Origin of the sequence: Streptomyces sp. CBMA29 (assembly GCF_014596445.1) — a bacterium.
GTDB lineage: Bacteria > Actinomycetota > Actinomycetes > Streptomycetales > Streptomycetaceae > Actinacidiphila.
Genome location: NZ_MECL01000025.1, coordinates 1 through 22,538, shown reverse-complemented (window position 1 = coordinate 22,538; position 22,538 = coordinate 1). Strand labels below are relative to the sequence as shown.

Genomic DNA, 22,538 nt, shown 5'->3' with positions numbered 1-22,538 from the left:
CGATCGGAAGCGTCATCCGGATGCAATGAGGGAGTGGCCGATGGAACTGCCCAGGATCATCAGCGTCGACGACCATGTCATCGAGCCCGCGCATCTGTTCTCGACCTGGCTGCCGGAGAAGTTCCGCGAGCGGGGGCCGCAGCCGCTGACCGCGGGGATCGGCGAACTGGCCTACGTCGGCGGCAAGTACCGGATCACGATGGATCCGGATGGACCGCCCACCGACTGGTGGGTCTACGAGAACCTGAAGTTCCCGTACAAGCGGAACATCGCGGCGGTGGGGTTCTCGCGGGACGAGATGACGCTCGACGGGATCACCCGGGAGCAGATGCGGCGGGGGTGCTGGGATCCGGTCGAGCGGTTGAAGGACATGGACCTCAACCATGTGGAGGGGTCGCTGTGCTTTCCGACGTTCCCGCGCTTTTGCGGGCAGACGTTCGCGGAGGCGAAGGACAAGGAGGTGGCTCTGGCGTGTGTGCGGGCCTACAACGACTGGATGGTGGAGGAGTGGTGCGGTGACAGCGGGGGCCGGCTGATCCCGCTGTGCCTGATTCCCCTGTGGGACGTCGACCTCGCGGTGGCGGAGATTCACAGGAACGCCGCCCGAGGGGTACGCGCCGTCACTTTCAGCGAGATCCCCACCTACCTCGGGCTGCCGTCGATCCACTCCGGCTACTGGGACCCGTTCTTCGCCGCCTGTCAGGAGACCGGCACGGTGGTGAACATGCACATCGGGTCGTCGTCGCAGATGCCCGCCGCCTCACCGGACGCGCCCCCGGCCGTCCAGGCCAGCCTGAGCTTCAACAACGCGATGGCGTCGATGATGGACTTCCTGTTCTCCGGGGTGCTGGTGAAGTTCCCGCGGCTGACGCTGGCGTACAGCGAGGGGCAGATGGGGTGGGTGCCCTACGCGCTGGAGCGCGCCGACGACGTATGGGAGGAGCACCGGGCCTGGGGCGGGGTCAAGGACCTGATACCCGAGCCGCCGTCCACGTACTACCGCCGGCAGATCTACTGCTGCTTCTTCCGTGACATGCACGGTGTCGCCTCGCTGGACACCATCGGCGAGGACAACGCGATGTTCGAGACCGACTACCCGCACGTCGACTCGACGTGGCCCAATACCAAGCAGGTCGCCGCCGAGCACATGGCGGGGCTGTCGGACGAGGTCACGTACAAGCTGCTGCGCGGCAACGCCATCCGGATGCTGGGCCTCGACCTTGACCGGTGAGGCGGTTGGCGAAGCCGCCGGGGGTGCCGGGGTCGCCCACGGCCTGGTGGTCGCCGTCACCGGGGCCGCGCGCGGGATCGGCAGGGAGCACGCGCTGGCCTTCGCCGCCGAGGGCGCCCGGGTCGTCGTCAACGACGTGGAGTCGGCGGCCGAGGCGGTGGCCGAGATCCGGGCGGCGGGCGGTGAGGCGGTCGCGCACGAGCGGTCGGTCGGGGAGTGGGCGGGCGCGCGGTCGCTGGTGGACGCGGCGGTGGAGCGCTGGGGCCGGCTTGACGTGCTGGTCAACAACGCGGGGGTGCTGCGGGACCGAATGCTGGTGTCGATGACGGAGGAGGAGTGGGACGCGGTCGTACAGGTCCATCTCAAGGGGCATTTCGCGACGCTGCGGCACGCGGCGGCGCACTGGCGGGAGCGGAGCAAGGCGGGTGAGAGAGTGAACGCGAGCGTGATCAACACGACCTCCGGCGCGGGGCTGCTCGGCAGCGTCGGCCAGGCCAACTACGCCGCCGCCAAAGCGGCGATCACCGCGCTCACCCAGGTCGCGGCGGTGGAGCTGGCGCGCTACGGCGTCACCGTCAACGCCATCGCGCCCGCCGCCAGGACGCGGATGACCGAGCAGGCGATGCCGGACCTGGTCGCCCGGCCCGCCACGGGCTTCGACGTCTACCACCCGGCCAATGTCTCCCCGCTGGTCGTCTGGCTCGCGGGATCCGAGGCACGCGGGGTCACCGGGCGGGTCTTCGAGGTCGAGGGCGGCGCCGTATCGGTCGCCGACGGCTGGCGGCACGGCCCGCGGACCGACGTGGGACGCCGCTGGCGGCCGGTCGAACTCGGTCCCGTGGTGGGCGCCTTGCTCGCCGAGGCGACTGCGCCGGAACCCGTCTACGGAGCGGGGTGAGCGGACCGTGGACCTCGCGTACACCGACGAGGAAGAGGAGTTCCGCGCCCGACTGCGCGCCTGGCTCGGCAAGGTGCTGCCCACCCTGCCGCCGCCCCCCGACCCCCGCGACTGGCCGGGACGGCGCGCGTACGACACGGGCTGGCAGCGGCTGCTGTACGAGGCCGGTTACGCGGGACTGCACTGGCCCGAGGACGCCGGGGGCCGCGGCGCCACCCCCACCCAGCACCTGATCTACCTGGAGGAGACCGAGCGGGCCGGAGCGCCGTACGTCGGCGCGAATTTCGTCGGCCTGCTCCACGCGGGGCCCACCATCGCGGCCGAGGGCACCGAGCGGCAGCGCCGCCGCTGGCTGCCGCCGATCCTGCGGGGCGAGGAGGTGTGGTGCCAGGGGTTCAGCGAGCCGGACGCCGGTTCCGACCTCGCGTCCCTGCGCACCCGCGCGGTCCGCGACGGCGACACATACGTCGTCACCGGCTCCAAGATCTGGACCTCGCACGCCGAAGTCGCCGACTGGTGCGAGCTGCTGGTGCGCACCACCCCGCGCGCCGACGGCACGCCCAAGCACCACGGCATCAGCTGGCTGGCGATGCCGATGGACGCGCCGGGAGTACGGGTACGGCCGCTGCGGACACTCGCCGGATCGACGGAATTCGCGGAGATGTTCCTGGACGAGGTCCGGGTGCCGGTCGGCAACCGGGTGGGGGCGCAGGACGACGGCTGGCGGGTCACCATGGTGACGCTGTCCTTCGAGCGCGGCACCGCGTTCGTCGGCGAAGTCGTCGCCTGTCGCCGCACCCTCGGCGAGGTCGCCCGCGCGGCCCGCGCCAACGGCACATGGGACGACCCCGCCGTCCGCCGCACACTCGGCCGGCTCGCCGCCGAATTCTCCGTCCTGTGGCGCCTCACCCAGTGGAACGTCAGCGCCTCCCAGCACGCCCTGCGCACCGGCGGCAGCGCCGTCCCCGGCACCGGCGCCTCCGTCTTCAAGCTCCGCTACTCCCAGGCGAGGCAACTCCTCTACGACACCGCCGCCACCGTCCTCGGTCCGCATGCCCCCGACGGTGACCACCCGTGGACGGCCGAACGCCTCAGCTCGCTGTCCTACACGATCGCCGCGGGCACCTCGCAGATCCAGCGCAACATCGTCGCCGAACGCGTCCTCGGCCTGCCCAAGGAGCCGAGAGGGTTACCGGAGAGGAGCGCACCGCCATGGACTTCCGGCTGACCGACGACCAGCGCGCCCTGGTCGGCGCGTTGCGGGACCTGCTGGCCGCCCGCTTCGACCGGACCGCCCTGCGCGCCGCCGTGGACGCGGCCGAGGCGGAAGGCGGTACCGCCACCCCGCCACGGGACATCTGGCGCGCCCTCGGCGAGACCGGCTTCTTCGGGCTGCGCCTGCCCGAGGCGGACGGCGGCGTCGGGCTCGGGCTGCCGGAGGCCGCGCTGCTCTTCGAGGAGGCGGGCAGCGCGCTGGTGCCCGGCCCGCTGACCGCCACCCACCTCGCGGCAGGAGCGGTACCGGGGGCCGCGACCGGCGAGGCCGTGGTCACCCTTCTCGACGCGAGGGTAGCGGGCCCGCACTCCGTCGCCCACCTCGACGCGGCGGACGCCGTGCTCGTCCTCACCGCTGACCGGGAAACGGCCGAGGTCACGGTCGCCGAGGCGTCCGCCGTACGGCGGCGCGCCGAGCCGCTGCGGTCGGTGGACCCGCTGACCCCGCTGCATCTGCTCACCATGGCGGACATATCGGAAATAACGCTGAACGGGACCGTGCCCGCGCGAGCCGTCGCGTTACGGCGCGAGGCGGCCGTACTGGAGGCCGCGCAACGGGTGGGGAGCGCGGGGCGGATGGTGCGTATGGCAGTGCAACACGCCCGGGAGCGCGAGCAGTTCGGACGACCGATCGGCTCCTTCCAGGCGGTCAAGCACCTCTGCGCCGAGATGCTGGTCCGCGCCGAACTGGCCCGTACGGCGCTCTACGCGGCGGCCGTCACCGCCGACCCGTACGAGACCGCCGCCGCGCGCCTGCTCGCCGACGAGGCCGCGACCCGTAACGCACGCGACTGCCTGCAGGTCTTCGGCGGCATGGGCTTCACCTGGGAGGCGGATGTGCAGCTGCACATCAAGCGCTCCTGGATACCCTCCGTGTGCGGCCAGGAGTCCGCGGCTGACGAGGACATGCTTGCCGAATGGCTGCTGTGATGACGCTGCGCACACACCGTGGCCGTTCGCTGACCCTCCGATTACGGAGCGTCCGCACGGTGTTGTGTCCGATGCGTGACTTGCCACGCAGTGGAGTCGGGGAACACCTCGGGTACGCTCCATCGGGTGCGTGTAGGTTCCAGGCTGCCCAGAGGCGCCGTCCGGCTGAGTCGGACGGGCGTCACGGCTGGGCGTTCGAATCCCCGTCGGATGTGCCGCACAGTATGCAGCACGCGTACTCCGTTGCGCTGGAATATGCCCGAAGCGCTTGTTGGCGTGACTGTAGGTCAATCATGCTGTGTTGTGCCGGGGTCACGCACGGTGATCTCGGGCAGAAGCGAGGCGTTGTGTCCGCCGGTTCGGATGGTGTGAGCGGTGCAGGTGCTTCAGGTGCAGCTTGAGGTCGGTGTGGACCCCGCGGAGGTGGGACGGGCGCGTCGCTGGGCGCGGTCCCGGCTCGTGGGTTCGGGTATAGGAGCCGACGAGCCGGTCGCGGAGACGCTGATCCTGCTCATCTCCGAGCTGGTGACGAACGCGGTGGTGCACACCGGCTGCCCCGCCGTCCTGCGGATGCTGTTCCCCGCGGCGCCCGCCTCCCCGGTCCGGGTCGAGGTGGCCGACAGCAGCGAGGCTCCGCCCGCCCCCCGGCACGCGCATCGCGACGAGACCGGCGGTCGCGGTCTGGAACTGGTCGACGGCCTCGCCGACCGCTGGGGCTGGCAGCCGGAAGGCGCGGGCAAGCAGATCTGGTGTGAGGTCGACCGCCGTCAGGCCCCGGTCCTCACCTAGGACGCGGGCCGCCGGACCGCTCACAGCACCGCTCACAGCACCGCTCAAAGCACCGCCACCGGAGCCACTGGGGCGCCCGCCCCGCCCACGAAGGGCTCCGGCGTGGCATCGAGCCAGAACGCGTAACGCCCCTCCTCGGCGCAGGCCGCCGAGAGGCCCTCCAGATTCCAGTTCTGGCCCTGGAGCATGCCCATCTCGACCAGGTCGAGCCCGTGCACCGCCAGCCACAGATTCTCGACCTCCGGCGGGAAGATCTCGAAGGTCAGCGTGTCGTTGGCGACCGCCGCCACATCCCGTGCGTGGAACCACTCCGGCGTGCGGATCGACAGGCCGGGTGACGGATACGCGTACGCCTCCTTGTCGCCGCCGAGGTACGCCCGTATCTGGCCGGTCCGCACCAGGACCACGTCCCCGGCCCGTACCGCGGTGCCCGCCAACTCCTCCGCCGCGGACAGGTCTTCCGGTGTCACCGCGTGGTCACCTGGCAGTCGGTCGACGCCGAGCGCGCGCGCCACGTCCAGCAGCACACCGCGCGACACCACCGAGGTGACCTTCTCGATGCCGCTGAAGGCGGCGCCCGCGTGCGCGGTCACCGAGTCGGCCGGACGCCCGTTGTAGATCAGGCCCGAGTGCGAGACGTGGGGGAGGCCGTCCCAGTGCGTTCCGGCCTGAAGGCCGAGGGTCACCACGTCGTCGCTGGTGGCGATGGTGCCGGGCCCGAAGATCTCCTGGTTGAGCGCGACCATCGTGCGCAGCGGATTGACCCGGCCGGGGATCAGCCCGGTCTGCACGCCGTCCTGCCGCAGCGGCAGCGCGAGCGGTACGCGGCGGCCACTGCGTACGGTCGCGGCGGCGGCGCGCACCACCTCGTCGGTGATCAGGTTGAGGGTGCCGATCTCGTCGTCCGCACCCCAGCGGCCCCAGTTGTTGACCCGGCGGGCGATGTCGAGGAACGCGTCGGGGAGGGCCACCGGAATCTCCAGATCGTGTGAGGGGTCACGTACGCGGTCGTGTACGGGTCTTGTGCTGGACGGGGTCCGCACTCGTAATATCTAACGACCCGTCAAATCTAACGGTCCGTCAGAAACGATGAGAAGGGGCGTGACGTGGGCAACTTCCTGGCCGGAAAAGTCGTGGCCGTCACTGGCGCGGGGCGCGGCATCGGACGCGCGGTCGCCATCGCCTGCGCCGCGCAGGGATCGAGAGTCGTCGTCAACGACTACGGCGTCGCCATGGACGGCGCGGGCCAACCGGCCAGTGAGGTCGCCGAGTCGGTGGTGAAGGAGATCAAGGCGGCGGGCGGCGAGGCGGTCGCCGTGGCCGACGACGTGTCGACGATGGCGGCGGGCGACAGGATCGTCTCGGCCGCGACCGACCGCTGGGGACGGCTCGACGGCGTCGTCTGCGTCGCCGGCATCCTGCGCGAACGCATGCTCTTCAACATGGCGGAGGACGAGTGGGACCCCGTCATCGCCACCCACCTCAAAGGCACCTTCACCGTCTTCAGGGCCGCCAGCGCGGTCATGCGCCGCCAGGGCCACGGCACGCTGATCGGCTTCACCAGCGGCAACCACCAGGGCAGCGTCTCGCAGGCCAACTACTCCGCCGCCAAGGGCGGCATCATCTCGCTCGTCCGCAGCGCGGCCCTCGGCCTGAACAAATACGGTGTCACCGCCAACTGCGTGGCGCCGGTGGCCCGTACCAGGATGTCCGCGGGCGTGCCCATGGAGCTGAAGGAGATCGGCGAGCCGGAGGACGTCGCCGCGCTCGTCGTCTACCTGCTCTCCGACCGCGCCGCCGACACCACCGGGCAGGTCTACACGGTCGCGGGCCCCAAGATCGCGCTGTGGGCGCAGCCCAGGGAGATACGTTCCGCCTGGTCGCAGGACGGGCCCTGGACGCCGGAACGGCTGGCCGACGTCATCCCGGCCACCATCGGCACCGACCCCATGCCCCTGCTGGAACAGCTCGACGCCATGCGCAGGGCCGCCGCGGCCAAGGACCGCCCCAACGCCTAGGGAGCGCCATGGACTTCACCTTCGGACCCGAGGTCGACGCCTTCCGTGCGGAGGCCCGCCAGTGGCTCGCCGCCAACGCCCCCGCCAACGCCCCTGCCAACGCCCCCGCCAACAGCCCGGTCGCCACCGACATGCGCGCCGCGCCCGACCGCCGGGCCTGGGAACGTACTCTCGGCGCGGCGGGCTGGATCGGCCTCGGCTGGTCCGGTACGTACGGCGGCAACCGGCGCGCGACGCTCGCCCAGCAGGTCGCGTGGGGCGAGGAGTACGCCCGCGCGGGCGCCCCCGTACGCACAGGACACATCGGCGAGAAGCTGCTGGCGCCCACTCTGGAGGCGCACGGCACACCCGAGCAGTGCGAGCGCTTCCTGCCGCCGATCGCGCGCGGCGAGGAGCTGTGGTGCCAGGGGTACAGCGAGCCGGGCGCGGGCTCCGACCTCGCGGGCGTGCGGACGGCCGCCGTACGCGATCCGGCGGACGGCTCGTACCGGGTGTCGGGGCAGAAGATCTGGACGTCACTGGCGCGTGACGCCGACTGGTGCTTTCTGCTCGCGCGCACCGAGCCCGGCTCGCGCCGCCATCACGGTCTGAGCTTCCTGCTGCTGCCGATGGACCAGCCGGGGATCGACGTGCGTCCGATCCGGCAGATGTCCGGTGCGGCCGACTTCAACGAGGTGTTCTTCGACGGCGCCCGCGCCGTCGGGGCCGTCGGCGCGGAGGGCGGCGGCTGGCAGGTCGCCATGGCGCTCCTCGGCCACGAGCGCGGCGTGTCCACACTGGTTCAGCAGATCGGCTTCGGGCGGGAGCTGGCGGAGGTCACGGAGGCGGCGCGGCGCACAGGGGCCGACACCGATCCGATGATCAGGCAGCGGCTGATACGGCTGTGGGCGGAGTTGCGGACGATGCGCTGGAACGCGCTGCGCACCCTCGGCACCGCCGACCTCGCCGCGCCCAGCGCCGCCAAACTCCTCTGGTCGGCCTGGCACCAGCGGCTCGGCGAGCTGGCGATGACCGTACGCGGCCCGTCCGCCGCCACCGGCCCGCGCGACTGGACACCGGCCGCGCCGTACGAACTCGACGCCGCCCAGCACCTGTTCCTCTTCTCCCGCGCCGACACCATCTACGGCGGCTCGGACGAAGTGCAGCGCACGATCATCGCGGAGCGGGCGCTGGGGCTGCCGAGGGAGCCGAAAGGGTGAGCGCGTCCGAGGACGAAGAGGCCATCAGGGTGAGCGCGTCTCGCCCGCGCCTGCCTTCGTCGGTACCGCCGCGGTACGGCCCTGGGAGCGAGCCGCCGTACGAACCCGCGCACGACCTGCTGCGCGGTCGTACGGTCCTGGTCACGGCCGCGGCGGGCAGCGGTATCGGCTTCGCGACCGCGCGGCGCTGCGCCGAGGAGGGCGCGGTCGTGGCGATCAGCGACCGGCACGAGCGGCGGCTGGCCGAGGCGGCCGCGGAGTTGGAGAAGCTGACCGGCCGGACGCCGCTGGCCGTGCCGTGCGACGTGACGGCCGAGGACGATGTGCGGCGGCTCTTCGCGGCCGTCACCGAGCGGTTCGGCGGCCTGGACGTCCTGGTCAACAACGCGGGCCTCGGCGGCACCGCCGCGCTCGTCGACATGACGGACGCGCAGTGGTCGACCGTCCTCGACGTCACCTTGAACGGCACCTTCCGCTGCACCCGGGCCGCCCTGCGCCACATGCGGGAGCGCGGCGCCGGGGTGATCGTCAACAACGCGTCCGTGCTGGGCTGGCGCGCCCAGGCCGGGCAGGCGCACTACGCGGCGGCCAAGGCGGGCGTGATGGCGCTGACCAGGTGCGCGGCCGTGGAAGCGGCCGAGTTCGGCGTACGGGTCAACGCGGTCGCGCCGTCGCTGGCGATGCACGCCAACCTCGCGAAGGTCACCAGTGACGAATTGCTGGCGGAACTGACCGCGCGCGAGGCGTTCGGGCGGGCCGCGCAGCCCTGGGAGGTCGCCAACGCGATCGTCTTCCTGGCCAGCGGTTACAGCTCCTATCTGACGGGCGAGGTGGTCTCCGTCTCGTCCCAACACCCTTGACACCCTTGAGGGGGCGCACATGAGCGGGCACGGCGGCACGGTAGGCAGCACTAATGGTGACGGGAATGCGGGCGGCACCAATGGTGACGTCCAGGCGCTGGTGCGGGGCGTCGTCTTCGACGGTCAGCAGGCACAGGTCGTGGACGACCTGGAGGTCCGCGCGCCGGGGCCCGGTGAGGTGCGGATACGGATCGCGGCGGCCGGGCTGTGCCACAGCGACCTGTCCGTGATCGACGGGACGATCCCGTTCCCGGTGCCGGTCGTGCTCGGCCACGAGGGCGCGGGCGTGGTCGAGGCGGTCGGCGCGGGGGTGACCCACGTGGTGGTCGGCGACCATGTGTCGCTCTCGACGCTCGCCAACTGCGGGACGTGCCCCGAATGCGACCGTGGCCGCCCCACCATGTGCCGTCAGGCCATCGGCCGCCCGGGAAAGCCCTTCACGCGGCAGGGGAAGCCGCTCTTCAACTTCGCCTCGAATTCCGCTTTCGCGGAGTTGACCGTCGTCAAGGCCGTCCAGGCGGTGAAAATCGCACCGGAGATCCCGCTCACCTCGGCCGCCCTGATCGGCTGCGGTGTGCTGACCGGTGTCGGCGCCGTCCTGAACCGGGCGCGCGTCGGCCTCGGGGAGAGCGTCGTCGTCATCGGCACCGGCGGCATCGGCCTCAACGTCCTCCAGGGCGCGCGGATCGCGGGCGCCTCCCGCGTCGTCGCCGTCGACAACAACCCGGCCAAGGAACCGCTGGCCCGGCAGTTCGGCGCCACGGACTTCGTCGCCGACGCCGCTTCCGTACGCGACCTGCTGCCGCACGGCGCCGACCACGTCTTCGAGTGCGTGGGCCGCACCGCCCTGATCCGGCAGGCGATCGACCTGCTCGACCGGCACGGCCAGGCGCTGCTGCTCGGGGTGCCGCCCGCCGACGCGGAGGCGTCGTTCCGCGTCTCCTCGATGTTCCTTGACAAGGCGATCCTCGGCTGCCGATACGGTTCGTCGCGCCCGCAGCGCGACATCGCCCTCTATGCCGACCTCTACCGGCAGGGGCGGCTGCTGCTGGACGAACTCGTCACCGAGACCTACCCGGTGGAGGACTTCGCCAAGGCGGTGGACGACGCCGCCCACGGGCGGGTGGCGCGCGGCGTGCTCACCTTCTGACTCACCTCTCCCGGCCCTCCGCGTCTTGCGGACCCTCAGGGCCTACCGTCCGGCCGCGCTGTGGAACGTGCGGCGGTACGCGGTCGGTGACACGCCGAGCGCGGCCTGGAGGTGCTGACGCATCGACGCCGACGTGCCGAAACCCGCCTGCCCGGCGATCTGGTCGACCCCGAGGTCGGTGGACTCCAGCAGGTGGCGGGCGTGTTCGACGCGCTGCTGCGTCAGCCACTGTCCCGGGCTCATCCCCACCTCCTCGCGGAACCGCCGGGTGAAGGTGCGTACGCTCATCGACTCGCGCTCGGCGAGCTGCCGCAGTGTGAGCGGCGCGTGCAGCCGGTCCAGTGCCCAGGAGCGCGCCCGCTCCGTACTGGCCAACTGCGGCTCCGGCAGCGGCCTGCGGATGTACTGCGCCTGGCCGCCCTCCCGGTGCGGCGGGACGACGGTGCGGCGCGCGACCCCGTTCGCCACCGCCGTACCGAAGTCGCGGCGCACGATGTGCAGGCACAAGTCGATGCCCGCCGCGACCCCGGCCGAGGTCAGGACGTCGCCGTCGTCGACGTAGAGGACGTCGGGGTCCACCTTGACCTGGGGGAAGAGCCGCTGGAAGTGGTCCGCGCTGCTCCAGTGGGTGGTCGCGGGGCGGCCGTCGAGCAGGCCCGCGGCGGCGAGCAGGAAGGAGCCGGTGCAGATCGAGACGGTACGGGTGCCGGTCCGCATCCGGCGGAAGGCGGCGGCCAGCGCGGGCGTCAGCACCCCCTCGGTGTAGACGGGCCCCAACTCGTGCGAGGCGGGCACGACCACCGTGTCCGCCTCGGCCAGCGCTTCGAGCCCGTGCTCGACGACGACGCTGAAATCGGCGTCGGTACGGACGCTGCCGGGGGCGACGCTGCACGTCACGACCTCGTACAGCTTCCTGCCGTCCTCGACGGCCTGGGCGGCGCCGAAGATCCGCAGAGGGATGCCCAGTTCGAACGGGATCACCCCGGCGAGTGCGAAGACGGCGACCTTGTGCCGGTCGGGGTGCTGGAAAACGGCCATGGCCCGATCCTTTCACATCATGGCCATCGGGCCACTCGTCCGGCGGTACCGATCTCCGGAGACTGTTCGAGTGACGCAGACATCGCACTCCGCCGGTCAGGTCCCTGACACCGTGACCGCCGCACCAGGGCCGGCCGCCACACCTGGCGAAGCCGCCGTAACCAGTGCCGTACCCGGCGTCGGTGTCGATCTCAGTGTCGGTGTCGGTGTCGTGCCTGGAGCCGTATCCGGCGTCGCTCCGGACCTTGGTCCCCGCCCCCGCCCCCGTCCCGGCGCCCGTGTACGACCGCACCGCGCCTGGGCCGTCGCCGTCGTCACCTTCGTGACCCTCGTCGGCGCCGCCGCCTTCGCCTCGCTCCCCGGACTGCTGATCGACCCGCTGCACACCGAATTCGGCTGGTCGCGCGGCACGATCGGCTTCGCGGTCTCGGTGAACCTCGCGCTGTACGGGCTCACCGCGCCCTTCGCCGCCGCGCTGATGGACCGCTTCGGCATCCGGCGCGTGGTGGCGTGCGCGCTGGTCACCATCGCGCTCGGCGCGGGGCTGACCGTCTACATGACGCAGGTGTGGCAACTCGTGCTGTGCTGGGGCGTGCTCGTCGGTCTCGGCAGCGGCTCGATGGCGCTGGCCTTCGCCGCCACCGTCACCAACCGGTGGTTCGTCGCCCGCCGCGGCCTGGTCACCGGCATCCTCACCGCGGGCGGCGCGGCCGGACAACTGGTCTTCCTGCCCGTGCTGTCCTGGATCACCGAACACCACGGCTGGCGCCCGGCCGCCGCGCTGGTGGCCTGCGCCGCGCTCGCCGTCGTCCCCTTCGTCTGGTTCCTGCTGCGCGACCACCCCGCCGACGTGGGCCTCGCGGCCTACGGCGCCGCCGAGTTCACCCCCAAGCCCGCACCGGTCGCGGGCGCCGCCGGCCGGGCGCTGCGAGCCCTGCGCGACGCGGCGCGTACCGGACCGTTCTGGCTGCTCGCGGGCACCTTCGCGATCTGCGGCGCGTCCACCAACGGCCTGGTCAAGACCCACTTCGTGCCCGCCGCCCACGACCACGGCATGCCCGTCACCGCCGCCGCCTCCCTGCTGGCCGTGATCGGCGTCTTCGACATCGCGGGCACGGTGGCCTCCGGCTGGTTCACCGACCGCATATCACCGCGCCGCCTGCTCGCGATCTACTACGGCCTGCGCGGACTCTCCCTCATGTTCCTCCCTATCCTGCTCGCGGACAGCGTCCATCCGCCGATGGTGCTGTTCATCGTCTTCTACGGCCTCGACTGGGTCGCCACGGTCCCGCCGACCATCGCCCTGTGCCGCGAGTACTACGGCGAGAACAGCGCGATCGTCTTCGGCTGGGTCCTCGCCTCCCACCAAATCGGCGCCGCCCTCGTCGCCTATCTGGGAGGTGTCGCGCGTGACGCGTTCGGCTCGTACGACGTCGTCTGGTACTCCTCCGGTGCCTTGTGCGCGGTGGCCGCGCTGATGTCCCTCGTCATCCGCCGCCGACCGGGCGCCGCGGTACCGGCGTTGGCGGTTACGGGGTGAACGGACCGAAAGGAGCGAAAGTTCCGAATCCGCCCCGGTAGAACAGCAAAGGTCCGGAAGGGTTCTCGGGGCCGGCCGGGGCGTCCGGGCTGTCGGCGCCGTCCGTCGCGCCCAGCGCGACCACCCGGCCCACCACCACGAGGTGGTCGCCCCCGGTGTGCACCGCGTGGATCGCGCAGTCGATCCACGCGGACGCGCCGCCGATCCGGGGCGATCCAGAAACGGGCGCGGGCGTCCAGTCCACGCCCGCGAACTTGTCCGCGCCGCTCACCGCGAACTGCCTGCACAGCAGGGCCTGCCCCGCCGTCAGTACGTTGGCGCAGAAAACGCCCGAGCGGGCGATGCGCGGCCAGGTCGTGGACGTACGCCCGACCATGAACGCCACCAGCGGCGGATCCAGCGACAGCGACGCGAACGACTGGCAGGCGAAGCCGACCGGCCCGTCGGGGCAGGCCGCCGTCACCAGTGTGACCCCGGTCGCGAAACGGCCGAGCACCCCGCGGAATTCTCCCTGGTCCACCGGCGCCCGCTCGTCCGGGCCCACCGCCCGCAGTGGGGTACGCGCCCTGCCCGGTGGTGTGGCGCCCGGCAGTACGGCAGGCGCCGCCGCCGGACCTCCGGCGCTCGGCGCCACGGCTGTCGCCGCCCCGACCGACCTCAGGTAGCGCACGGCGGTCTCCGCCATTCCCGCATGTCCCATCACCCTTCCATTGAATCTGACGGATCGTCAGATAGGAAGAGTGAGGTGACGTCGGGGTGACGTCGATCGCCGGGAACGGGGTTTCTCGGCGGTTGGCGTGTGGCGAGTTCCGGGCATCGGCTCACCGGCCCCGGAAGTGCGGCTGCCGCCGCTCGGTGAAGCTGCGGACGCCCTCCAGCGCGTCGGCGGTGGTCATGACGATCTCCTGCGCCGCCGCCTCGGCGGCGAACGCGGTGGCGCGGTCGGTGTCGAGGGAGGCGTTGACGAGCTGTTTGGCCAGCGCCGTCGCGCGCGTGGGCCCGGCGGCCAGGCGATCCGCCCAGGCGCGCGCGGTCGTGTCCAACTCGGCGGCCGGCACGACACGGTTGACCAGCCCGAGGCGTTCCGCCTCGGCGGCGGGCAGCGCGTCGCCGAAGAAGAGCAGTTCCTTCGCGCGCTGCGGGCCGATCAGCCGCGGCAGCAGATACGCGCCCCCGCCGTCGGGGGCCAGGCCGCGCCGGACGAACACCTCGATGAACGTGGCCCGTTCCGAGGCGATGACGAGGTCGCAGGCGAGGGCGAGGTGGGCGCCGATCCCGGCCGCGGTGCCGTTGACCGCCGCGACCACCGGCTTCTCGCAGTCCAGCACCGCCGCGATCAGCCGCTGCGCGCCGCGCCTGATCGTCCGCGCCACATCGCCCGGCACCCGCTCGGCCGGTGCGCTCGCGCCTCCGCTCAGATCCGCGCCCGCGCAGAACGCCCGGCCGGTCGCGGTCAGTACGACGGCCCGCACGTCCGGTTCCGCGGAGGCCGCTTCGAGCAGGCCGATCAGGCGTTCGCGCTGGTCCCAGGTCAGGGCGTTCATGGCGTGCGGGCGGTCGAGCGTGATCCACGCGACCCCGTTGTCAGTGGCGTGACGTACAACTGACTCAGCGGAATCATCCGGTGACTCAGCGGAGTCGGCGGCGGTGTTGTCGGAGTCGGTGGAGGGGGAGTCGGCCATGGGAATCCTCGGTCGGAGCGGGAAGAGCGGGAAGAGCGGGCGCGGGGCATTCGGGCGCGGGACGATGGGGCGCGCGGCGTCCGGGAGCGGGACGTGTCGGCGTGCGCCCTTCCGGCACGGACTGTTGCGGCACGGACTGTTGCGGCGCGGACCGTTCCGGCACGGATCCGGGAGGGGCGAATCGTCGGCGTACGTGTCGGCGCGGTCAGTAGCAGACGGCCAGTGCGTCGAGCGCGACCGCGCCCTGCCCGCGCGGCAGCACCATCAGCGGGTTGATGTCGAGTTCGGCGAGCGAGTCGCCCAGCTCCATGGCCATCCGCTGCACGCGCATGACCACGTCGACGAGCGCGTCGGTGTCGGCGGGCGGCGCCCCCCTGACCCCGTCGAGGAGCCTGCGGCCCCGCAGGTCGTCCAGCATGCCGCGCGCGGTGTCCGGCCCGAAGGGCGGTACGCGTACGGCGGTGTCGGCGAGGACCTCGACCAGGATTCCGCCGAGTCCCACGGTGACGGTCGGGCCGAAGAGCGGGTCGGGCGAGATGCCGACCACCATCTCCACGCCGCGCTCGACGAGTTGGCAGACCAGGATGCCGTCGAGGTCGATGTCGGCGGCGCGGGCGGTGTCGGTGAGTTCGCGGTAGGCGTCCCTGACCTGGCTGGCCGAGGTGAGGCCGAGCCTGACCAGGCCCAGCTCCGTCTTGTGCCCGAGTTGCGCCGCGGAAGCCTTCATCACCACCGGGTAGCCGACCAGGCCCGCGGCCCGGACGGCGCCCGCCGCGCTGGTCACCAACTGCTCGCGCGGCACCCGGATCCCGTACGCCCGCAGCAGTTGCTTGGCCGCGTGCTCGCTGAGCTGGTGGCCCGCGCGCAGCAGGCCGCGCGCCTTGCGCGCCGAGGACGACGGTGTGCGCGGCGCTTCGTCGAAGGGCGAGCGGTAGGCGGCGGTGAAGCGGTGGTGGTCGAGGTAGGCCTTCACGGCGGTGACGCAGTTGCCGAAGGTCCGGAAGGTCGCCAGCCGGGAGGAGCCCAGCAGGGTCGTGCGGTAGGCGTCCTCGGTGCCGACCGGGGAGCCCCACACCACGCAGATCAGCTTGTCCGTCTCCTCGGCCGCGTCCGCCAGGTCGCGCGCCAGTTTGTCGCTCATCGGCGGGAAGGGGCCGGTGATGGGACAGATCAGTACGCCGACGGCCGGATCGGCCAGGATCGCGTCGATGATCTTCCGGCCGCGCCAGTCGCCCACCGGGTGGCCGCCGTTGTCGACCGGGTTGGCGACGTTGAGGTAGTCCGGGATCCACTGGTGGAGTTCGGTGCGCTTGGCCTCCGACAGCGCGGGCAGCCGCAGCCCGGCCGAGGTGGCCAGGTCGGCGAAGTGCGCGCCGGTGCCGCCGGATATGGAGTAGACGACGACCCCGTCCGCGGCGGGCGGCCGGGCGCGGGCCAGCAGGGCCGCGGTGTCCTGGAGTTCGTCGAGCCCGTCGACGCGGATCACGCCGAACTGCCGCAGGGCGGCGTCGATCACGGAATCGGTGCCGGTGAGCTTGCCGGTGTGCGAGGCGGCGGTCCTGGCCCCGGCGTCGGTGCGGCCCACCTTGACCATCACCACCGGCACCTTGCGCCGGGCGGCGCGGTCGGCGGCGAGGCAGAACGACCGGCCGTCCTTGAGCCCTTCCACATACGCGGCGATGGCGCCGACCTCGGGCTGCCCGGCGAAGTAGGAGATGAAGTCGGCGGTCTCCAGGTCCGCTTCGTTGCCGGTGGGCGCCCAGTGACTGAGCCGGATGCCGAGCTGCTGGAGGGAGTGCAGGGGGCGGCCCTGGTGGCCGGACTGGGTGATCAGCGCGATGGCGGGTCCCGTGAGGTCCTCGCGGAACTCCTCGAAGGCGTTGAGGTTGGTGTTCGGCCCGAGCAGCCGCATGCCGGAGCGGGCGACGACCTCGGCCAGCCGGGTCTGGGCCGCCGCGCCCTCGGCGCCGGTCTCGGCGAAGCCGGAGGCGAAGGCCACGGCGAAGGAGACCTTCGCCTCGCCCAGTCGCTCGATCACCGGCAGCGGGTCGGCGACCAGCAGCACGGCCAGGTCCACGTCCTCCGGGAGGTCGGTCACCGAGGCGTGGCAGGGCAGGCCGAAGACGGTCTCCCGGCCGGGATTGACCGGCAGCAACTGGGCGCCGACCCGCTGCGACCAGGTCAGGAGCTGTCGCGTGATGCCGGTGTTGGGCCGCCCCTCGGTGTCGGACGCGCCGACCACCGCCACCGTCCGTGGCCGGAAGAACCGGTCGAGGTCGGGTACGGGGGCGTGCAGCGGACGGCCGCCGACATCGGTGTCCGGCCCGCCGCGCGCGACGGGCCCCGGGCCGGGACTGCGGGTGCTGAACGTGGATCCGAGCATCGGTCTCGCCCCCTCCTGCTGCTGGGTCTACAGAGCTGACGCATAGTCAGATTACTGAACTGACGACCTGTCAGGAACAGTCGGGTCACGGAAAAGAAATGTGCGGCCCCGCGCGGGGTGCGGACGCGCGGCGTCCGGGCCCTCGCGGGGGTGCGGGATTCGGGGCGCCCAAGTGGGTCGGCGGCCATGGGGAGAGAGGGGGTGGGGGAGCGGGCGTGCGTCAGCGCGCGCACGACCGGTCGCCGCGGCGGTGCGTACGGAGCGGGCGCGTACGGGTCAGCGGGTGTGGGACACCTTCCGGGCGATCCGGCGGGCGTCGATGGCCATTTCGCGGAACATGCCGCTGATGGGGTTGGTGAATCCGGTGAAGTACAGGCCGGGGGCGCCCTTGGGGGAGCGGGCGCCGTGCACGACCGGGCGCCCGCGCCCGTCGAGTACGCCGAGATGGCCGACGAGCGGTTCGAGGCCGCGCCGGTACCCGGTGGCGGCGATGACGACCTCGGGGCTGATCTGCGAGCCGTCTGCCAGGTGCACCTTGTCGCCGTCGAAACGCTCGACGGCGGCGACGGGTTCGACCCGCCGGGCGCGTACGGCCTCGATCAGGCCCACGTCCTGCACGGGGATGGAGCCGTCGAGCACGCACTCGTACAGGCCGGTCTCCGGGCGGGGCAGGCCGTACGCCGACAGGTCGGGCACGCTGGCCCGCTCGATGTACGGGGCGACGCGGTCGACGACGCGGGTCGGCAGCCGTCGGCACAGGATGCCGCTGGCCTGCGCGGGCCAGCCCGCCGTGGAGCGGCGCATGATGTGCGGCGGGGTGCGGACCGCGAGCCGTACCCGGGCGGCGCCGCCTTCTACGAGGTCGACGGCGATCTCGGCGCCGCTGTTGCCGACGCCGACGACGAGCACGTCGCGTCCGGCGTAGGGGGCGGCGTTGCGGTAGGCGGCGGAGTGCAGGAGTTCGCCGGGGAAGGTGTCGCGGCCCTCCCAGTCCGGTACGTGCGGCGCGTGGTTGTGGCCGGTGGCGACGACGACCACCGGCGAGGTCAGCACCCGGCCGCCGTTGGCGGGCAGTTCCCAGCCCGAGCCCGACGCGGCGCGGTCGACGCGCTCCACCGCTATGCCGGTGGTGATGTCCAGGTCGTGGTGCTCGGCGTACTGCTCCAGGTAGCGCACCACGTCGTCGCGGGCGACCCAACGGCCGTACGCGCGCGGGATCTGCAGGCCGGGCAGCGCGGACAGCCGGCGTGTGGTGTGCAGCCGCAGCCGGTCGTAGTGGGCGCGCCAGGAGGCGCCGAGGTGTTCCGAGCGCTCCAGCACCAGGGGGCGTACCCCTCGCTGTCTGAGCGCGGCCGCGGCGGCCAGGCCGCCGGGTCCCGCGCCGATGACGATGGCGTCCGGCTCGGCGGTCGCGCTGCTCGCGGGCGTGCCCGAACCGGCCTTGCTGAGGTGGGACATGGAGAACTCCCGGGGCCTGAAAGTCGTACGAGAACGAGTTGCGGCGGTACCGGAAGGTAACTGCTCGCGCGCGTGTGAGCGTAGCCCGGAACGGATCGGTCGGCGAGGTTTGGTCCGGCCTCTTGCGCACACCGCCCACTGTCCGCTGAACTGACGTACCGTCAGATTCGGAGGAGGTCCGGCATGCGCGCGATCTGGCTCAGCGGCCCGGAATGGCTGGCCGTACTGCGCATAGGGCTGGGGTTGTGGTGGCTGGAGAGTTGGCGGCACAAGGACAAGAAGGCGTGGTTCGCGCGCGGCACGGGCATCGCCTGGGCCGCCGATGTGGCCGAGCGGCACCGCTGGTCCTTCGTGCGCTCCGGCTTCGCGGCGGTCGTCGCCCCGCGCCCGCGCCTGATGGCGTACGTCGTGGTCTACGCCGAACTCGCCCTCGGGCTCGGCCTGATCACCGGCCTGCTCACCCCCGTCGCCCTCGTCGGCGGCCTGCTGCTGAACCTGCTCTATCTCGTCCTGATGATCCACGACTGGGCCGAGCAGGGGCAGAACGCGATGATGGCGCTGATCTCGCTCGTCGCGTTCTTCGCCGTGAGCTGGCAGACGTGGTCGCTGGACGACGCCTTCGGACTGTTCCGGTGAGCGGCGCGGCGCGGTTCGACCTGCCGCAGGCCGACCCCTTCACCCGCGCTTACTGGGACGCGGCGGCCGAGGGGCGGCTGCTCATCCGGCGCTGCCGGGCCGACGGATGCGGCGCCGCGCACCACTACCCGCGCGAATTCTGCCCGTACTGCTGGAGCGAGGACGTGGTCTGGGAGACCGCCTCCGGCCTCGCCGCCCTCTACACCTGGTCGGTCGTCCACCTCAACGACCTGCCGCCGTTCCGCGACCGCCTCCCCTACGTAGCCGCTGTCGTCGACCTCGCCGAAGGGCCGCGCATGATGACGGAAGTCATCGGCTGCGCGGCGCAAGGATTACGGATCGGCATGCCGTTGAGGGCGGATTTCCGCCGTGGCGCGGACGCGGGAACCCCGCCCGAGGACCAGCCCGTGATCCCCGTCTTCCGCCCGGCCTGAGCCCCTGCCGCTCGCGTGAGGCGGGCGTCAGCGCTTGGCCGTCACCATGTGCGGCGTATGCGACCGGGCCCGTACCGCCTTCCGGTACAGCGCCTGGATCGCGTCGTCGAAGAAGGGGCTGTACGAGATCCGGTCGGACAGCCCGCCCTCGTCCTCGCCGCCGATCAGGCCGATGACACCGCCGCTCTTGGTACGGGTGTTGTAGTCGAGCAGCCACGGGCTGCCGGAGGTGCCGGCGAAGTACCCCGCGCACACCAGCTGCAATTGGCGCAGCCCTTCGAGCCGCGAGGTGGTCGTCGTGCAGGTGATCGCCTCGTCGGACGGGTCGTCGGAGGTGCGCGGGTAGCCGATGACGGTGACGCGGTTGTGGAAGCCGGGTGTACGGGTCAGGCGATTGGCGCCCGTCACCTCCTCGATCCGCCGCCCGTCCGCGTCCGGCGCGACCCGGGCGAAGGCGAAGTCGTAGGCGGATTCCGCGTCGTCCGCGGGCGCCCAGCGCGCGTCGGTGAAGACCTGCGAGACGGCCCAGATCCCGTACGGCTGCCGGGCCGCACCCGCGCGGAACTGCGGTACGAAGCCGATGTTCGCTCCCGGTCGGCAGTGCGCCGCGGTCAGGATCAGGTCGCGGCCGGGGCTGTGCACGACGCTCGCGGTGCAGAAGTGCGCGGTCATGTCGCCGTCGACTGAGAAGAGCATGCCGACGGTCGGGACGCCCCCGAAGTGCGTCGCGGTCTCGGAGCGGGTGAACGGCCCCGGCACGGCGCCCGGTTCCGCCGCCGGACCGAGCTGCCGGACCGACGACGGCATGGAGTCGGCCATCCGCTCGGGAGTCCAGAAGCTCGCGGCGGCCCTGTTCGTCCAGTGCGGCGCCGTACGCGGGTGTCCGGCGCCGGGCAGCAGCACCGACACCAGGACCAGCGCGGCGGTGCACACGGCGGGCAGCAGGAGACGTCGCAGCACGCGGGAAGGTTATCGGGCGCACCCGGCCGCGCAGGGCCGGGACACCGGCACGGGCCCGTTCGGACCGCCGGCCTCAGCCCCGGCCGAGCACCATCGTGCCGGAGGAGCAGAACCAGCCGCCGGTCCCCGACGCGACGGCCAGCTCCGGCAGCCGTCCGCCCGCCTTGCGCACCTGCCGCTCACCCGCCTCGCCGCGCAACTGCCGTACGGCCTCGACCAGCAGGAACAGCCCGCGCATACCGGGGTGGCAGGCGGACAGGCCGCCGCCGTCGGTGTTCACCGGCAGTGCCCCGTCCACCGTCAGCCGCCCGTCCGCCACAAAGGCGCCGCCCTCGCCCTTGGCGCAGAACCCCAGATCCTCCAGCGTTACCAGCGTCATATAGGTGAAGGCGTCGTAGATCTCCGCCAGGTCGATCTCCGCGGGCGTCACCCCGGCGCGCTCGAAGGCCAGCCGTCCCGAGACCGCGGCGGGGGAGACGGTGAAGTCCGGCCACTGCGCCATCGACGTGTGCGACACCGAGGTGCCGCTGCCCAGCACCCACACCGGCGGCTTGGCGCAATCCGTCACATATTCCTCGGCCGCCAGCAATACGGCGCCGCCGCCGTCGGAGCGCAGGCAGCAGTGCAGCTTGGTGAACGGGTCCGCGATCATCGGCCCCGACAGCACCTCGTCCACGGTGATGGGCGCGCGGTACATGGCGTCGGGATTACGGGCCGCGTTCGACCGCGCCTGGACGGCGACTTCGGCGAGTTGCTCCAAGGTGGTGCCGTACTCGTGCATATGGCGCCGCGCGGCCATCGCGTACTTGGAGATCAGCGTGTGGCCGTAGGGGACCTCGAACTGGAGCGGGCCGCCCGCCCCGAAGGACAGATTGGCGGTACGCCGGCCCGCCTTGAGATCGGCGCGGGCGGTGGAGCCGTAGACGAGCAGCACGGCGTTGGCATGGCCCGCGGCTATGGCGTCCGCCGCGTGCGCGGCCATCACCTCCCACGTCGAGCCGCCCACGGCCGTGGAGTCCACCCAGGTCGGCCGCAGTCCCAGATACTCGGCCACCTCGACCGGCGCCAGCGTGCCGAGCCCCGCGGAGGCCAGGCCGTCCACCACGGCCCGGTCAAGGCCGGAGTCGGCGAGCGCGCGCCTGGCCGCCTGCGCGTGCAGCGCGTACGCGGTGGCGTCGTCCACCCGTCCGCACTCCGACAGGGCGACGCCGACGACCGCCACAGCACGTTGTCCACGGGGGCGTTGAGCCATGAATCTGACGGTACATCAGATTCAGGTGGCGGCGATACGGCCCCGGTGCGGGTTCAGCGCCGCCTGCCCGACCGCTTGCTCAGCAGTGCGAGCGCGCTCAGCGCCTGCGTGATCGAGACCAGTGACAGCACGATGTACAGCGCCCTGCGCGACCCGTCCGGATGCGCCCAGAACTGCGCGCTGATCCACACCGCCAGCAAGATCGCCCACGTCCACGCGTACGCCCTGAGCTGGGTCGTCGAGGAGTCGGGGCCGGGGGAGAGGAAGCGGCGGAGGGCGCTGCGCCGCGGCGCCCCCGGCGGCTGGCTGCTGCTGGTCATGCGGGACATGATGCCCCGCCAGGGTGCGCGCGTCAGTGCGGGGGCGTGCGCGGGTGGCCGGGGCGGGTCGGCGTAACGGTCCCGCGCGGGCGGTCCCTACGGGACCCGTAGAGGTGGCGGCCGTGCGGTGTTACGGGTTCACTTATCCGCCCAGGTGCCGGTGGGGCGACCGTCACCAGGTGCGGCCTTGCGGTCGGATCGCGTATCGGCGGTGCACGGGCCTGGGCATCGTGGCGGGGGACACCTAAGATGACGCCCCGTCAGATCGCAGTCGTGGCAGGGAGGAGCGGCCGATGGACGCCGCGTTCACCGACGAGCAGGCCGAAATCCGGCGCACATTGCGGGACCTGCTGCACAAACGCTGTGGTCCCGACGATGTGCGCGCCGCCGTCGCCACGGCGGCGGGGCACGACGAGGCGCTGTGGCGCCATCTCGCGCGGGCGCTCGGCCTGCCGGGGCTCGCGCTGCCCGCCGCGGTCGGCGGC

At 72.3% G+C, this 22,538-nt stretch carries 22 protein-coding genes; 13 read left to right on the top strand and 9 right to left on the bottom strand.

Annotation, left to right across the window (positions count from 1 at the left end):
* The first annotated feature begins 40 nt into the window (after positions 1–40).
* From BGM09_RS03695 to BGM09_RS03675, 5 genes are all read left to right on the top strand, one after another.
* Entirely contained in the window at positions 41–1,231 is a 1,191-nt protein-coding gene (locus tag BGM09_RS03695; protein ID WP_188279920.1) for an amidohydrolase family protein, read from the top strand.
* A complete protein-coding gene (locus BGM09_RS03690) occupies positions 1,221–2,129 on the top strand; it encodes an SDR family oxidoreductase (RefSeq protein ID WP_188279919.1) in 909 nt (302 codons plus the stop codon). Before BGM09_RS03695 ends, BGM09_RS03690 begins: the two co-directional genes overlap by 11 nt.
* Positions 2,130–2,136: 7 nt before the next feature.
* On the top strand, positions 2,137–3,357 hold the full coding sequence (locus tag BGM09_RS03685) for an acyl-CoA dehydrogenase family protein (protein ID WP_188279918.1): 1,221 nt from the start codon (positions 2,137–2,139) through the stop codon (positions 3,355–3,357).
* Positions 3,342–4,334: an acyl-CoA dehydrogenase family protein gene (locus tag BGM09_RS03680; protein ID WP_188279917.1), complete on the top strand. Its 993-nt coding sequence runs from the start codon at positions 3,342–3,344 to the stop codon at positions 4,332–4,334. The genes BGM09_RS03685 and BGM09_RS03680 overlap by 16 nt, the downstream gene beginning before the upstream one ends.
* A 375-nt stretch (positions 4,335–4,709) precedes the next feature.
* Positions 4,710–5,123 (top strand): ATP-binding protein, encoded by a 414-nt coding sequence (locus BGM09_RS03675; protein WP_188279916.1) that lies wholly within the window; start codon positions 4,710–4,712, stop codon positions 5,121–5,123.
* Between the two features lie 44 nt (positions 5,124–5,167).
* On the opposite strand, the gene BGM09_RS03670 is transcribed toward BGM09_RS03675, so the two are convergent.
* On the bottom strand, positions 5,168–6,094 hold the full coding sequence (locus BGM09_RS03670) for a cyclase family protein (protein WP_188279915.1): 927 nt from the start codon (positions 6,092–6,094) through the stop codon (positions 5,168–5,170).
* Positions 6,095–6,229: 135 nt separating this feature from the next.
* Between BGM09_RS03670 and BGM09_RS03665 the strand changes: the two genes are divergently transcribed.
* The 4 genes from BGM09_RS03665 (at position 6,230) to BGM09_RS03650 (ending at position 10,350) form a co-directional block, all read left to right on the top strand.
* Positions 6,230–7,141, top strand: coding sequence for an SDR family oxidoreductase (locus BGM09_RS03665; protein WP_188279914.1), 912 nt, complete (start codon positions 6,230–6,232; stop codon positions 7,139–7,141).
* An 8-nt stretch (positions 7,142–7,149) separates the two neighbouring features.
* A complete protein-coding gene (locus BGM09_RS03660) occupies positions 7,150–8,340 on the top strand; it encodes an acyl-CoA dehydrogenase family protein (protein WP_188279913.1) in 1,191 nt (396 codons plus the stop codon).
* A gap of 50 nt (positions 8,341–8,390) precedes the next feature.
* Positions 8,391–9,200 carry an SDR family oxidoreductase gene (locus BGM09_RS03655; RefSeq protein ID WP_188279978.1) on the top strand — a complete coding sequence of 270 codons (810 nt, stop codon included), beginning with the start codon at positions 8,391–8,393 and terminating at the stop codon, positions 9,198–9,200.
* 100 nt (positions 9,201–9,300) lie between these two features.
* Positions 9,301–10,350: a Zn-dependent alcohol dehydrogenase gene (locus BGM09_RS03650; protein WP_188279977.1), complete on the top strand. Its 1,050-nt coding sequence runs from the start codon at positions 9,301–9,303 to the stop codon at positions 10,348–10,350.
* Between the two features lie 42 nt (positions 10,351–10,392).
* Here BGM09_RS03650 and BGM09_RS03645 read toward each other — a convergent pair whose 3' ends face one another.
* Positions 10,393–11,388: a GlxA family transcriptional regulator gene (locus BGM09_RS03645; protein ID WP_188279912.1), complete on the bottom strand. Its 996-nt coding sequence runs from the start codon at positions 11,386–11,388 to the stop codon at positions 10,393–10,395.
* A 19-nt stretch (positions 11,389–11,407) separates the two neighbouring features.
* Here BGM09_RS03645 and BGM09_RS03640 point away from each other — a divergent pair, with 19 nt between their 5' ends.
* Positions 11,408–12,928 carry an MFS transporter gene (locus tag BGM09_RS03640; protein WP_411158251.1) on the top strand — a complete coding sequence of 507 codons (1,521 nt, stop codon included), beginning with the start codon at positions 11,408–11,410 and terminating at the stop codon, positions 12,926–12,928.
* Here the strand turns inward: BGM09_RS03640 and BGM09_RS03635 are convergent.
* From BGM09_RS03635 to BGM09_RS03620, 4 genes are all read right to left on the bottom strand, one after another.
* Positions 12,918–13,628, bottom strand: a complete 711-nt coding sequence (locus BGM09_RS03635; RefSeq protein ID WP_223186262.1) for a flavin reductase family protein — start codon at positions 13,626–13,628, stop codon at positions 12,918–12,920. The two genes, BGM09_RS03640 and BGM09_RS03635, sit on opposite strands and share 11 nt — an antisense overlap.
* A 121-nt stretch (positions 13,629–13,749) precedes the next feature.
* The gene (locus BGM09_RS03630) at positions 13,750–14,610 is read right to left on the bottom strand and encodes an enoyl-CoA hydratase/isomerase family protein (protein WP_188279910.1); all 861 of its coding nucleotides are present in this window, start codon (positions 14,608–14,610) and stop codon (positions 13,750–13,752) included.
* Between the two features lie 205 nt (positions 14,611–14,815).
* Positions 14,816–16,993 carry an acetate--CoA ligase family protein gene (locus BGM09_RS03625; protein ID WP_188279909.1) on the bottom strand — a complete coding sequence of 726 codons (2,178 nt, stop codon included), beginning with the start codon at positions 16,991–16,993 and terminating at the stop codon, positions 14,816–14,818.
* A 276-nt stretch (positions 16,994–17,269) separates the two neighbouring features.
* Complete coding sequence (locus tag BGM09_RS03620) at positions 17,270–18,451, bottom strand: flavin-containing monooxygenase (protein ID WP_188279908.1); 1,182 nt, start codon at positions 18,449–18,451, stop codon at positions 17,270–17,272.
* Positions 18,452–18,634: 183 nt separating this feature from the next.
* On the opposite strand from BGM09_RS03620, the gene BGM09_RS03615 reads away from it, so the two are divergent.
* Both BGM09_RS03615 and BGM09_RS03610 read left to right on the top strand, forming a co-directional pair.
* Positions 18,635–19,087 carry a DoxX family protein gene (locus BGM09_RS03615; RefSeq protein ID WP_188279907.1) on the top strand — a complete coding sequence of 151 codons (453 nt, stop codon included), beginning with the start codon at positions 18,635–18,637 and terminating at the stop codon, positions 19,085–19,087.
* On the top strand, positions 19,084–19,521 hold the full coding sequence (locus tag BGM09_RS03610) for a Zn-ribbon domain-containing OB-fold protein (RefSeq protein ID WP_188279906.1): 438 nt from the start codon (positions 19,084–19,086) through the stop codon (positions 19,519–19,521). Before BGM09_RS03615 ends, BGM09_RS03610 begins: the two co-directional genes overlap by 4 nt.
* A gap of 27 nt (positions 19,522–19,548) precedes the next feature.
* Here the strand turns inward: BGM09_RS03610 and BGM09_RS03605 are convergent, their stop codons facing one another.
* The 3 genes from BGM09_RS03605 to BGM09_RS03595 form a co-directional block, all read right to left on the bottom strand.
* The gene (locus BGM09_RS03605; protein WP_317452507.1) at positions 19,549–20,481 is read right to left on the bottom strand and encodes a trypsin-like serine peptidase; all 933 of its coding nucleotides are present in this window, start codon (positions 20,479–20,481) and stop codon (positions 19,549–19,551) included.
* 73 nt (positions 20,482–20,554) lie between these two features.
* Positions 20,555–21,733, bottom strand: coding sequence for an acetyl-CoA acetyltransferase (locus BGM09_RS03600; protein ID WP_188279905.1), 1,179 nt, complete (start codon positions 21,731–21,733; stop codon positions 20,555–20,557).
* A gap of 53 nt (positions 21,734–21,786) precedes the next feature.
* On the bottom strand, positions 21,787–22,053 hold the full coding sequence (locus BGM09_RS03595; RefSeq protein WP_188279904.1) for a hypothetical protein: 267 nt from the start codon (positions 22,051–22,053) through the stop codon (positions 21,787–21,789).
* Positions 22,054–22,346: 293 nt separating this feature from the next.
* Here BGM09_RS03595 and BGM09_RS03590 point away from each other — a divergent pair.
* The coding region (locus tag BGM09_RS03590) for an acyl-CoA dehydrogenase family protein (RefSeq protein ID WP_188279903.1) at positions 22,347–22,538 on the top strand (192 nt) is incomplete at its 3' end.

Bases quoted from the DNA above. Each gene is read 5' to 3' on its own strand.
- BGM09_RS03695 (WP_188279920.1), top strand. From the start codon at position 41: ATGGAACTGCCCAGGATCATCAGCGTCGACGACCATGTCATCGAGCCC.
- BGM09_RS03645 (WP_188279912.1), bottom strand. From the start codon at position 11,388: ATGGCCGTTTTCCAGCACCCCGACCGGCACAAGGTCGCCGTCTTCGCA.
- BGM09_RS03630 (WP_188279910.1), bottom strand. From the start codon at position 14,610: ATGGCCGACTCCCCCTCCACCGACTCCGACAACACCGCCGCCGACTCC.
- BGM09_RS03680 (WP_188279917.1), top strand. From the start codon at position 3,342: ATGGACTTCCGGCTGACCGACGACCAGCGCGCCCTGGTCGGCGCGTTG.
- BGM09_RS03595 (WP_188279904.1), bottom strand. From the start codon at position 22,053: ATGACCAGCAGCAGCCAGCCGCCGGGGGCGCCGCGGCGCAGCGCCCTC.
- BGM09_RS03600 (WP_188279905.1), bottom strand. From the start codon at position 21,733: ATGGCTCAACGCCCCCGTGGACAACGTGCTGTGGCGGTCGTCGGCGTC.
- BGM09_RS03615 (WP_188279907.1), top strand. From the start codon at position 18,635: ATGCGCGCGATCTGGCTCAGCGGCCCGGAATGGCTGGCCGTACTGCGC.
- BGM09_RS03620 (WP_188279908.1), bottom strand. From the start codon at position 18,451: ATGTCCCACCTCAGCAAGGCCGGTTCGGGCACGCCCGCGAGCAGCGCG.
- BGM09_RS03640 (WP_411158251.1), top strand. From the start codon at position 11,408: ATGGCCATCGGGCCACTCGTCCGGCGGTACCGATCTCCGGAGACTGTT.
- BGM09_RS03635 (WP_223186262.1), bottom strand. From the start codon at position 13,628: ATGGGACATGCGGGAATGGCGGAGACCGCCGTGCGCTACCTGAGGTCG.
- BGM09_RS03660 (WP_188279913.1), top strand. From the start codon at position 7,150: ATGGACTTCACCTTCGGACCCGAGGTCGACGCCTTCCGTGCGGAGGCC.
- BGM09_RS03625 (WP_188279909.1), bottom strand. From the start codon at position 16,993: ATGCTCGGATCCACGTTCAGCACCCGCAGTCCCGGCCCGGGGCCCGTC.